General features: G+C 59.1%; 9 protein-coding genes. 6 read left to right on the top strand and 3 right to left on the bottom strand.

Annotated elements, in window-relative coordinates; all coding sequences use genetic code 11:
- The first annotated feature begins 80 nt into the window (after positions 1 to 80).
- On the top strand, positions 81 to 2,807 hold the full coding sequence (locus OQ460_RS09155) for a hypothetical protein (protein WP_410021485.1): 2,727 nt from the start codon (positions 81 to 83) through the stop codon (positions 2,805 to 2,807).
- A 186-nt stretch (positions 2,808 to 2,993) separates the two neighbouring features.
- On the opposite strand, the gene dsbG is transcribed toward OQ460_RS09155, so the two are convergent.
- From dsbG to dsbD, 3 genes are read right to left on the bottom strand one after another with little or no spacing between them, the layout of a single operon-like run.
- Positions 2,994 to 3,755, bottom strand: coding sequence for a thiol:disulfide interchange protein DsbG (dsbG, locus tag OQ460_RS09160; RefSeq protein WP_410021486.1), 762 nt, complete (start codon positions 3,753 to 3,755; stop codon positions 2,994 to 2,996).
- Positions 3,731 to 4,600, bottom strand: a complete 870-nt coding sequence (locus tag OQ460_RS09165) for a prolipoprotein diacylglyceryl transferase family protein (RefSeq protein ID WP_410021487.1) — start codon at positions 4,598 to 4,600, stop codon at positions 3,731 to 3,733. Before OQ460_RS09165 ends, dsbG begins: the two co-directional genes overlap by 25 nt.
- Entirely contained in the window at positions 4,600 to 6,327 is a 1,728-nt protein-coding gene (gene dsbD, locus OQ460_RS09170; protein WP_410021488.1) for a protein-disulfide reductase DsbD, read from the bottom strand. Before dsbD ends, OQ460_RS09165 begins: the two co-directional genes overlap by 1 nt.
- A 171-nt stretch (positions 6,328 to 6,498) precedes the next feature.
- Here dsbD and OQ460_RS09175 point away from each other — a divergent pair, with 171 nt between their 5' ends.
- The 5 genes from OQ460_RS09175 to OQ460_RS09195 all read left to right on the top strand — a co-directional run bounded on the left by OQ460_RS09175 (position 6,499) and on the right by OQ460_RS09195 (position 11,254).
- The gene (locus tag OQ460_RS09175) at positions 6,499 to 7,179 is read left to right on the top strand and encodes a response regulator (RefSeq protein ID WP_410021489.1); all 681 of its coding nucleotides are present in this window, start codon (positions 6,499 to 6,501) and stop codon (positions 7,177 to 7,179) included.
- A complete protein-coding gene (locus tag OQ460_RS09180) occupies positions 7,179 to 8,498 on the top strand; it encodes an ATP-binding protein (protein ID WP_410021490.1) in 1,320 nt (439 codons plus the stop codon). The genes OQ460_RS09175 and OQ460_RS09180 overlap by 1 nt, the downstream gene beginning before the upstream one ends.
- Positions 8,499 to 8,618: 120 nt before the next feature.
- Positions 8,619 to 9,392 carry an N-acetylmuramoyl-L-alanine amidase gene (locus OQ460_RS09185; protein WP_410021491.1) on the top strand — a complete coding sequence of 258 codons (774 nt, stop codon included), beginning with the start codon at positions 8,619 to 8,621 and terminating at the stop codon, positions 9,390 to 9,392.
- A 155-nt stretch (positions 9,393 to 9,547) separates the two neighbouring features.
- Entirely contained in the window at positions 9,548 to 10,960 is a 1,413-nt protein-coding gene (locus tag OQ460_RS09190) for an aspartate aminotransferase family protein (protein ID WP_410021492.1), read from the top strand.
- 81 nt (positions 10,961 to 11,041) lie between these two features.
- Positions 11,042 to 11,254: an MbtH family protein gene (locus OQ460_RS09195; RefSeq protein WP_410021493.1), complete on the top strand. Its 213-nt coding sequence runs from the start codon at positions 11,042 to 11,044 to the stop codon at positions 11,252 to 11,254.
- Positions 11,255 to 11,401: the final 147 nt, after the last annotated feature.

Below are 11,401 nucleotides of genomic sequence, written 5' to 3' on the forward strand. Positions count from 1 at the left end.
ATTGAGCGATAGATAACCGGAGTTTCTCGTCTGCACACGTGGGCGAAGTGGTTATCTATCGCCGGACAGGAGGTCTTATCATGGCTAAAAAAATACCCGCGCAAAGCGTCTCTTCTTCGAGAGCGGCTCGCGCTTCAGCGCCCCGATCGGGCGACGTGGCTGAGCTGCCTTATCCGATTATCGAGTACGCGGCCAACAACAGCGTGCTGTACCCCATCGATGCGAAAGCGGGCACCAAGGCGACTATCGCCTTTGATGGTATGGGCAGTACGCCGATCACTCTGTACTGGGGAATCAAGAAAACCGAAGGCGGTGGCAGCGACTTGCCGGTCTTCGAGCCGATCCAGACCACGGGTGGGGCCGATGGCAGTGTCGAGGTGGATATTCCCTGGGAATATGTGAGTACCTGCATCGGGCACACCGTGCTGATCTGGTATACCGCGACGCAGGGCGGCCAACTCCGACAATCCTTGGTGCTGGAGCTGGAGATCCAGCATATTCGGGAAGCGGACCTCCAGGGGGCGCTGCCGGTGTTTGTGCACTCGGAACTGGAGTGGAACACCTGGTGGTTGGACATGCACACGTTCCAAGGCGATGAAACCATTCGCGTCAAGGCGTGGCCTATGATCCAGGCTGGGCAGCGGTTGTTTGTGACCGTGGCGGGCGACCAGCATCAGGTGCCCTATCAATTCACCTGGGTAGCATTCGATCATGTGGTCACGTCTGCCGAGACGGATCCAGAGCACGTGTTTGAATTCAAGTTGTCCCGTGGCTGGATGTCGCGCCGGGCGGACTATTCAGCCCTGACCACCCATATGGGCGTCATCTGGGACCAGACGGCGCCCTTACTCCCTAAGCCCGATGACCCGGCGCATGAGAACCCGCTGCCGATCAATGCCCAGGATTTTCACTTGCGTACTACCACACTGTTGCGAGTGGACCCGGCCTTGGATCTGCCACCACCGCACCTTAAGGAAGCGGTGGAATGTGGTACCGAGGGATGGTGTGTCAACCCGGTGAACACGGTGAATGGTGGGCATATTGTCATCGTTTATAACGGGATGTACAAAGGTGACATTGTTTGCCCTAAGTTCGAGGGAACACCCGGGCGGGGTTCACCGGCTCTGGAATGTCGCACGGTTCAGGAAGGTGAAATCCGCCTGGAGTTCCCCGTGCCAGCCTCGGCCATCAGCGCCAATTTTGGTGCGCCGATTACCTTGAGTTACACAGTCAGCTACAACGGCACAGGCCCTTGGCTGTCTCCGCCAGGGGTGGTGAACGTTCTCGATATCAGTGGCTTGCCCACGCCGACGGTGGAACAGGCCACCGGAAAAACGCTGGATCTCAATACCTTCTCCGGGGATGCGGACGCTGCTGTTATTCGGTGGCCTTACATCGAGCTGGAACAAGCTTGTTGGTTATGGGTGACGGGTGAATTGGAGGACGGCACTGCATACAGCTTTGAGGTGCTGGAGGGCGAGCCCGTTTCCGCGCAATGGCTGGCCAGCGGTGTCAATACACCCTTGCCTCGTGAAGAACTGCAACGGCTAGCCGATTGCAGACCCTTCCAGGTGCATTTTGCAGTGAACTTCAATGGCCTGGCGGACAAGGCCAGTGCGAAGGCATTCCCGGTGTTGAGCTTGGGGATCGTCCATGAAGACCTGGTGCTCGGTGCACCCACGGTTCGCGAAGCAGTGGGGGCGGACCTGACGATCTGGAACGCCCGCCATGGCCTGACCGTGCGGGTGGCGTATGAGCGAATCAGCCCGCATCATACGATCAATGTGCAGTGGGTCAAGGCGGACGGTAGCAGCTTGCTGCTGGCCCCGAAACCAGGCAACAGCGACCCCGGTTATGTTGATTTCGCTGTCTCCCGTGAAGCGGTGATTCATGGGGCGGGCAAAACGATCCTGATCAGTTACACCGTGAGCAGCGCCTGCAAGTTGGCGACTTCGAAGTTGCTTGCATTGAACATCAGCGAGCCCGTGCGTTTGCCGATGCTGGTGGTGCCACAGGCGACTAACGGGATTCTGGATTTGCGGACTTTCGACGGTGATGCCGATATCACCGTCTATGATGAAAACTACGAGAGTGCCTGGTGGTTTGCCTTGGTCGGGCAGCGCGTCTGGCTGCGGGGTAGCGGGAAGTTGGAAAATGGAGACGCTTACACGATCAATGTGTATTTGGGCAAAGTCGTCACGGTTGATGAGGTAAACGCAGGGCTTGCGGGTATCTTGAAACGCGCTGAGCTTGAGTTGTTGGAGGACAGCAGTGCTTTGACCTTTACGTGTAAGGTCACAACCGATGGCAGCACGCATGAAAGTGAGGCGATCGAGTTTCCTTTGTTGACGTTGGAAATCACAAAGCCCTACAAAGATCTGACCAATTTCGATAATCGTGACTGGCGAGGATGGACCCGAGGTTCAGGGGCCCCCGATTCAAGGGATCTGAGCCTTGAGCCACAAGCAGATGGATTTGCGCTGAAAAATTACACGTATTCGGCTCGTAATATCGGGCCTATCGTGCAAAGGACATTCAGCGATCTTGAATATGGTCGTCAATATCAATTCTCTGTTCGGGTTCGTCGTTATAACGGTGCAAATCCGACACCTAAGTTATCGCTACGCAAGAATTCCGTGCGGCAGACGGATATCAAGGAACTCATTGATCTGAATTGGTATACCCTCAGCTTCATATTTGTAGCCGATGCCACGGCGGTGCTGTTGGAGGTCTACAGTCATGAGGAGGATGCGCGCAGAACAGGCAATGACTACCTCATGGATGATTTTCTGATCATGGAGATTTAAGAGCGTTATCAATAAATGTCCGCTTTGTCGCAATGTTGTTCACTTCAGGCATTGGCCGGATACTTTTGATTTCTGATTCTATGGTTAGCTCCAAGAAAAATGCCGCTTTCCCATTTCAGGGTATGCGGCATTTTTCCTTGGATGAACAGAGTTGCCGCTTTGTCGGGCATTTTTGTTCATCGTCGGTTATTTGATTCCGAGAATCTTCACCAGTTTGTCCGGCGACGGCGCACCTTGTTGTTGCTGCAACTGGCCTTTGTCATCCAGATAGAAGATCGCTGGTGTTGCGGACAACTCCAACTCATCCATCAGCTTCATATTGGCATCGAGTTTGGCCTGGATTTCGGCGGGAATGCTGCTCAGCGCCTTTAGCTTGCTGCCTTTGCCCGCCGATTCATGCTCTTGCAGGGCTTGTGCCGGGTCTTGGCTGGCCAGCAGCGCCGCCGATTTGCCCGGACTGTCTTCGCGAATGATCCCGACCATGATGTGGCGCAACTGCACCTTGCCGGCTTTCACCCATGGGCGTGCCTGTTCCCAGAACATGTTGCAGTACGGGCAATTGGGATCGCTGAACAGGTAGACGGTGCGTGGCGCGTTCTTGTCGCCGTCCTGGATCCAGCTGCTTTGCTCCATCTTGGCCCAGATTTCCTTGGCCATTGGTGCGTACACCAGTTTTTCCAGAGGGGCGGTGCTCAGATCATTGCCCTTGGCGTCGTACAGGTTGCCGGCGATAACGTGCTGGCCGTCGGCGGTCAGGTACAGCGCCATGCCGCGGTTCTGGTATTGCGCGGCGTAGCCCTTGAGGCCGCCGGGAGCATTGAAGCTGCCGACGATCTTGGCACCCTTGGCTTCGATCTGCTTGATCGGTGCCGGCCATTCTTCGGCGTGGGCCAGAGGGGTGGCGAGGGCCAGTGGCAGCAGGCTCAGCAGGTGGCGGAGGCGGGGCATAATGGTTTCCTTGTGGGGGCCGGCTTGGCGGCGGTCGTATCCGTGGGCTCGAAATATTCCATGGCGCGGGCCAGGCTGGCTTGGGACAGCTCACCCAGATGGCTGTTGATCAGCCGGCCGTCGGGTTCATAGAACAACGTTGTCGGCAGCGCCATCGAACCGACGGCCTGGCCGAGGCGGCCACTGGCGTCGAACAATATGTTGTCCAGGTTCAATCCCTGGGTCGCCAGGTAGGTGCTGACGCTTTGCATGCTTTCAGCCTGGTTGACGAACAGGAATGTCACATCGGGGCGTTGCTTCTGGGCATTCTCCAGTACCGGCATTTCCCGCCGGCACGGCGGGCACCACGTGGCCCACAGGTTGATCACCAAGGGACCGCCTTGATAATCGGCCAACTGCACGGTTTCGCCATCGGCATTGCGCAGGGCAATGTCCGGCAGGCGCGTGCCTTTTTCGTAGAGGTTCAAGGAGAGACTGGTCATCGCCCAGAAAGTCAGGCCAACAATGACGCCCGCGCTCAATGGCTTGCGCAGGGCCGGACGACGCCAGCCCCACACTATTGCGCCGAGCAGCAGGGCGATGACGCCGGGCCAGACCAAGAAACCACCGTCACGCAGGTCAACGATCTGCAACGGGTCGTCACGGTAATAGGCCCAATACATCAGCACGAAACTGATCCGCGCACTGAGCATGCCCAGCAGAAACAGGCTGAACAGCACTGATTCCGGGTTCTCGCCGCCGCGCTTGGCCACGCGCCAGCCTACCAACGTGGCGAGGATCAGCGCGCTGATCAGCAGCAAGTGATTCAGCGCGATGGCAAAGGTGCCAATGGTCAGCGTCAGCATCAGAGGGCGTCCCGGGTCTGGTTCCAGCGTTGCAGGAAGGCCTCGGCGTTTACTTCGCCGGTGATGCGCTGGCTGCGTCGCTCTTCACCGTCGGGGCCGATCCAGACAAAGCTGGGCGGGCCCGGCACCTTGTAGCGCCCCAGCAGTTCACGGCTGGCAGCGTTGTCGGCGGTGACGTCCAGGCGCAGCAGGCGCACGTCTTTCAGGGCATTCATCACTTCAGGTTTGCCGAACACCTGTTTTTCCATGATCTTGCAGGACACGCACCAGTCGGCGTAGTAGTCCAGCAGGACCCATTGGCCCTGGGCCTTGGCGCTGTCGAGTTGGTTTTGCAGTTCTGCCGGGCTATTGAGAGTGATAAAGGCGTCGTGGGCGGTTACGACGCCGGCGACTGGCGAGCCGCCGTAGACCTTCAACGGCTGCCACAAGTCCTCGCTGCCGCCTGCCGCACCGATCATCAGAATGCTTCCCCACAGGCCCAGGACCAGGGAAGCGGCGCCCAATACCCTGGCGGCGAGGCCAGCCTCACGGGCCAGGCTCCAGCCGCAATAGGCCATGACCAACGCCAGCACGCCCCACAAACCAAGCCACAGGCTTTCGCCGACCACGGGGCGAATCATCAAAACCGCGGTGGCGAGGAACAGGAAGCCGAAGACGCCCTTGAGCACATTCATCCAGGTGCCGGGTTTGGGCAGGAAGCGATTGCCTACGGTGACCAGCAGCAGCAATGGCACGCCGATACCGATACCCATGGCAAACAGGATCAGTCCGCCGTGCAGGGCGTTGCCGCTTTGCGCGATGTACAGCAAGGCACCCGCCAGGGGCGCGGTCATGCACGGCCCCACCAGTAGGCCGGACAAGGCCCCGAGCACGCCGGCACCGACCAGGCTGCCGCCATTTTGCTGACGACTGACATTGTCCAGGCGATCACGCAGGAATGCCGGCAATTGCAACTCGAAAAAACCGAACATCGGCAGGGACAGGATCACAAAGAGTGCGGCGAAGCTGCCGAGAATCCATGGGGTCTGCAACCACGCGGCAAGGTTGCCGCCCAATAGCGCAGCCAGCACACCGAGGGCCGCATACACCAAGGCCATGCACACGACATAGCTGGTGGCCAAGGCAAAGCCGCGCCGTGGGCTGGCGCCGCTGCCCACCACCAACCCGGCGAGGATCGGCAACATTGGCAGCGAACAAGGAGCGAAGGCTAGCAACAACCCCAGGCCGAAGAACACCAGCAGGCTCCAACCCAGGCTGCGCTGTTGCAGGCCACTGGCCAGGCTTTGGTCCTGGGCTTGGGTCGTGGCCGCGACAGCAGGGTTGCCGCCTAGGTCCACGGTGATCGATTGCGGTGGATAGCACAGCCCTGCATCCGCGCAGCCCTGCCAACCCAGCTTGATCTGTCCGGTGGCATCAGCGGGAATCTTCACTTCCAGGCCCTGGCGATACACTTGCTGCTCGCCAAAGAACTCATCGCTATGGGCTTCACCTTCTGGCAATGTTGGTTTTTCGGCCAGACCGTCGAATTTCATGCGTTGTTGGTACAGGTAATAGCCATCGGCAATTTGCCAATACAGTTGGGTTTCACCGGAGGCCAGGCGTTCGGAGGTAAAGGTGAAGGCCTTGCCCACCGGGAGGAAGTCGGGTTTGGTCTCGAAAGGATTGCCAGGCGAGGCCTGGGCGAATCCCGCGAACAATACCAGCAGAAAGATAAACAGATGCCGCATGATCAAGCCTTAGTTCGATGCAAGTGGGGCACACAATGTGTGGCGCTGATTAACCGATGATTAACCGCGCTATTCTAAAGTGTAGGGAGTATCTGGACGTGCATCTTTTAACGGCATAATGCGTGCTTAATCCACGCTCTTTTAAATCAGCACTTTTGCGAAGGGTCCACCATGCATGTACTGGTCTGTGAAGACGATGAACTGATCGCCAGCGGCATTGTTGCCGGCCTCGGCGCACAGGGCTTCACGGTCGAGCGCGTCGGCACGGCGGCGGCTGCCAGGGCGATGCTCAAGGCGGCGGAGTTTGACATCATGGTTCTCGACCTTGGCCTGCCGGATGAAGACGGCCTCAAGCTGTTGCAGCAACAGCGCAGCGCGGGGCTGGAAATCCCGGTGCTGATCCTTACGGCGCGGGATTCGGTGACCAACCGGGTCGATGGCCTGCAAGCCGGTGCTGACGACTACCTGCTCAAACCCTTCGACCTGCGAGAGCTGGCTGCGCGCTTGCAAACCTTGTTGCGCCGCGTCGCTGGGCGCAGTGTCAACCTGATCGAACATGGACTGCTGAGCTATGACCCCAGCAGCCGCGAAACCTTGCTGGGCGGTCAGTCGGTGGACCTGTCCCGCCGCGAGCAGGCGCTGCTGCAAGCGTTGTTGCATAACAAGGGCCGGGTGCTGTCCAGCGAACAGCTCAAGGACAGCGTCTACGGTTTCAACGATGAGTTGGAAAGCAACGCCTTGAACGTCCATATCCATCATCTTCGGCGCAAGTTGGGCAATGGCATCGTCGAGACTGTGCGTGGGCTCGGCTATCGCTTGGGCCCGGCAGGCAGTGCAGAGGATGCCCCGTGATGAGCCTGCGTCTGCGGCTGACCTTCAAGCTGGGCGCCGCTTTTGTCTTGATCTGGGTGCTGGCGGCGGCCTGGATGCTCAACGACCTGCGTAACCAGATGATGTTTTCCCTGGATCAGCGCCTGGTGGCATCGGCACGCATGGTGGCGGGGCTGATGGAGCAGATGCCTGGCCTGGCGAGTGTGGGCGAAGGTAAGCGCTTTGGTGCAGAACAACTGAATGTGCCTGGTGGCATGGCGTGCCAGGTCAGTTCCCTGCGGGGCGAAATCCTGGCTCGAAGCCATACCACTCCGGACCAGGGGTTGGAGTCCCGGCAAAGCGGTTTTCGCGACCAGCTCATCGACGGTGCTGCATGGCGCAGTTTTACCCTGGCCCGTGGGGATTTGTTTATCACCACGGCGGATCGTCAAGTGGAGCGCGAGGCCTTGAATATGTCGATCCTGCTGGCGGCTTCGGTGCCGGTGGGTGTTGCGTTGCTGGGCTGCCTGTGCCTGCTGTGGCTGGGGATCGGTCAGAGCCTGGTGCCGCTCAACAGGATGCGTGATGCGCTGATGCGTCGCAGTGCCGATTCCCTTGAGCCGTTGCAGATTCACCCTTTGCCCAGTGAGCTCAAGCCGCTGCTCGACACCCAGAACCAACTGCTGCAACGCATTGCCAAGACCATCGAACGTGAGCGCCGTTTGACTGGCGACGCGGCCCACGAATTGCGCAGCCCGCTGACGGCGATCAAGACTCACCTGCAGGTGGCACGCATGACAGACGGTGCGGCTCGTGACCAATCCCTGGCTCACGCCGAGGAAGGTGCTGATCGCTTGCATCGCACCTTGGAACAGCTGCTGTTGTTGGCGAGGGTGGAGGGCAGCCTGTCATTTGATGACGGCTTGCAATCGAGCGCCGAACAAGTGGCGAGCCTGGCCATTCAAGACGCCAATGCCGGGGACAATCGACGAATCGACCTGATCCTGCCCGACAACCTGCCCCAGACTCCGGTAGAAATGCCGGTGGGGCTGGCGGTTGCCGCCTTGCGCAATCTGCTGGATAACGCCTTGCGCCATACCCCGGACGACACACGGGTGGAGCTGAGTGTGTTCAGCACAGGCGATCAGGTGGTGTTCCGCGTACGTGATCATGGCGAGCCGATTTCCAGCGAAGACCTGCAACACCTGACCCAACGCTTCTGGCGCAACGGCAACAGCGCCGGTTGTGGCCTGGGCCTGGCCATTGTGCAGGCGATCGTACAGCGCTGTTCCTGTTCATTGCGGTTCGACAGCCAGGCAGACGGTCTGCGGGTCGATCTGGGTATGCCTTTGCGTCGCTGAATCTTCGGTTACCTGCAGCACCACATAGATACCGCCACCCTCCATAGGGGTGACGGTATTTTTTTGGGTTTGAAGGTTTACCGGCTGAATGACTCAGCCTGTGTTGAAAAGGACAGCGCCATGTTGGTCATCGATACCACTTACTCTGCAAAAGACTTCAATGAGCGTAATGGCGAAGCCGTGCGCCAGGTGATCGTGCATTACACCGCCGCACCGTTTGCTTCATCCCTGCGAACCTTGACCCAGCATGGGGTCAGCGCGCATTACCTGCTTCCCGATCCTTGTGAGCCAAGCTACAAAGCCGCCGGTTATGACGAGCTGCGCGTGTTTCGGCTGGTGGACGAGCGCCAGCGCGCCTGGCATGCCGGCAGCAGCTATTGGGCAGGGCAGGATGATCTCAATAGCCGCTCGATCGGCATCGAAATCGTCAATCTGGCCCGTGATGAGGGTGGAGTGTTTACCTTTGCGCCCTACGGCGCGGAGCAAATCGAAGCCTTGATTGCCCTGATCCGTGACATCTGTCGTCGCTATCCACAGGTTGGCGCCACTGACATTCTCGGCCATTCGGACGTGGCCTATGCACGCAAAAGCGACCCTGGCCCTCGGCTGCCATGGCGCTGCCTGTTCGAGGCGGGTATCGGAGCCTGGTTCGACGAGGCCACCAAAGCCGCTTATCAGCGCCGGTTCAGGATGGGCTTGCCAGTAGAAGTGGAAATCGAGCGCGCATTCCAACGCTACGGTTATGCGCCGGCAAAAAATCGTCAGGCTTTCCGCCAGCGGGTCCGGGCGTTCCAGATGCATTTCCGGCCTGATGACTTTAGCGGGCAACTGGATGTCGAAACCTGCGCAATTTTGTATGCCCTGAATGAGAAGTACACCTGCGCTGCCGAGTGACGGGGTATTCGCTGGCTTTTAGCGACCCGCGGTGTAAATCCTCAAGCCGCTGAAGCGTTTCCAGAACAGGAAATCCGTGCGCATGCCCTCCTGGGGCCAGACGCCAACGGGTTGGCAGTTTGGTCACTATCATCAGCGTATTGAGGGATCGAGAGATGTCAGTCGCTACCAGCCATATCGAAGATTTTCAGGTTCCGGCCAGCCCGGCACCCGTCGAAACGCTTTATGAGTTCAATGAATCACCGCTGCTGGCCCGTCAACGCCAGCAGGAGTCCAATGCGCGCAGCTACCCTCGGCGTATTCCCCTGGCCCTCAAACGGGCCAAGGGTATTTACGTCGAGGACATCGAAGGCCGGCGTTTTATCGACTGCCTGGCCGGCGCCGGAACCTTGGCCCTGGGGCATAACCACCCGGTGGTCATCGAAGCGATCCAGCAGGTGCTACTCGATGAGTTGCCCTTGCATACCCTGGACCTGACCACGCCGGTCAAGGACCGCTTCGTCCAGGACCTGTTCGGTCTGTTGCCCGAAAAGCTTGCACGGGAGGCGAAAATCCAGTTTTGTGGCCCCACGGGTACCGATGCGGTGGAAGCGGCGTTGAAGTTGGTACGCACCGCTACCGGTCGCAGCACGGTTCTGTCGTTCCAGGGCGGTTATCATGGCATGAGCCAGGGCGCATTGAGCCTGATGGGCAGCCTGGGACCGAAAAAGCCCCTGGGTGCCTTGCTTGCCAATGGTGTGCAATTTCTGCCATTTCCCTACGACTATCGTTGCCCGTTCGGCCTGGGCGGTTCGGAAGGGGTCAAGGTAAACCTGCATTATCTGCAAAACCTGCTGAATGATCCTGAGGCCGGGGTGCTGTTGCCGGCGGCAGTGATTGTCGAAGTCGTGCAGGGTGAAGGTGGTGTGATACCGGCGGATCTCGACTGGTTGCGTGGGCTGCGGCGGATTACCGAGCAAGCTGGCGTTGCGTTGATTGTCGATGAGATCCAGAGCGGTTTTGCGCGTACCGGCAAGATGTTTGCCTTCGAGCATGCGGGCATTGTCCCGGACGTGGTGGTGCTGTCCAAAGCCATCGGCGGCAGCCTGCCGCTGGCGGTAGTGGTGTATCGCGACTGGCTTGATACCTGGCTGCCGGGCGCCCACGCCGGGACTTTCCGTGGCAATCAAATGGCGATGGCGGCAGGTTCGGCGGTGATGCGTTATCTCAAGGATCACGACGTTGCGGCACACGCGGCGGCCATGGGCGAGCGGTTGGGCGAACACCTGTGCATTTTGCAGCGCGACTTCCCGCAACTGGGTGATATTCGTGGCCGCGGTCTGATGCTGGGTGTGGAGTTGGTGGATCCTGACGGTACGCCCGACGCCCAGGGCCATCCACCGGTCCACCGGCAGTTGGCGCCATTGGTTCAGCGTGAATGCCTCAAGCGCGGGTTGATCCTGGAGTTGGGCGGGCGCCATGGCGGCGTCGTGCGCTTTTTGCCACCGCTGGTAATCACTGCCGTGGAAATCGACCGGGTCGCGCAGATCTTTGGTCGGGCCATGGCGGCAGCTGTGGCCAGCCTGTAATTTTTCCCAGCCCTTGTACGTTCCTACTACATCAGTGCCGCGCGTGGTGCGCGGCCAGCCTTTGAGTGACGGAGAAGCGCAATGACCTCAGTATTCGACCGCGAAGACATCCTGTTTCAGGTAGTGGTCAACCATGAAGAGCAATATTCCATCTGGCCGGACTACAAGGCCGTGCCGGAAGGCTGGCGTACGGTGGGTAAAAGCGGGATGAAGAAAGAGTGCCTGGCTTACATCGAAGAGGTATGGACCGATATGCGACCGCTGAGCTTGCGCCAGAAGATGGCGGCGGGCTGACCAGGGCTGAAACAACCAAGGCCCTTCTATAATGCAGGAGCGAGCTTGCTCGCGAAAAACTCAAATGTGCCGCGTTTATCCTGAATACACGCGTTATCGTTGGCGTTCTTCGCGAGCAAGCTCGCTCCTGCAGACGTGGCTGGGTTT

Source organism: Pseudomonas imrae, from assembly GCF_046352735.2.
GTDB lineage: Bacteria > Pseudomonadota > Gammaproteobacteria > Pseudomonadales > Pseudomonadaceae > Aquipseudomonas > Aquipseudomonas imrae.

Excerpts from the sequence above, each read along its gene's own strand:
- OQ460_RS09155 (WP_410021485.1), top strand. The coding sequence starts at position 81 with ATGGCTAAAAAAATACCCGCGCAAAGCGTCTCTTCTTCGAGAGCGGCT.
- dsbG (WP_410021486.1), bottom strand. The coding sequence starts at position 3,755 with ATGCCCCGCCTCCGCCACCTGCTGAGCCTGCTGCCACTGGCCCTCGCC.
- OQ460_RS09165 (WP_410021487.1), bottom strand. The coding sequence starts at position 4,600 with ATGCTGACGCTGACCATTGGCACCTTTGCCATCGCGCTGAATCACTTG.
- dsbD (WP_410021488.1), bottom strand. The coding sequence starts at position 6,327 with ATGCGGCATCTGTTTATCTTTCTGCTGGTATTGTTCGCGGGATTCGCC.
- OQ460_RS09175 (WP_410021489.1), top strand. The coding sequence starts at position 6,499 with ATGCATGTACTGGTCTGTGAAGACGATGAACTGATCGCCAGCGGCATT.
- OQ460_RS09180 (WP_410021490.1), top strand. The coding sequence starts at position 7,179 with ATGAGCCTGCGTCTGCGGCTGACCTTCAAGCTGGGCGCCGCTTTTGTC.
- OQ460_RS09185 (WP_410021491.1), top strand. The coding sequence starts at position 8,619 with ATGTTGGTCATCGATACCACTTACTCTGCAAAAGACTTCAATGAGCGT.
- OQ460_RS09190 (WP_410021492.1), top strand. The coding sequence starts at position 9,548 with ATGTCAGTCGCTACCAGCCATATCGAAGATTTTCAGGTTCCGGCCAGC.
- OQ460_RS09195 (WP_410021493.1), top strand. The coding sequence starts at position 11,042 with ATGACCTCAGTATTCGACCGCGAAGACATCCTGTTTCAGGTAGTGGTC.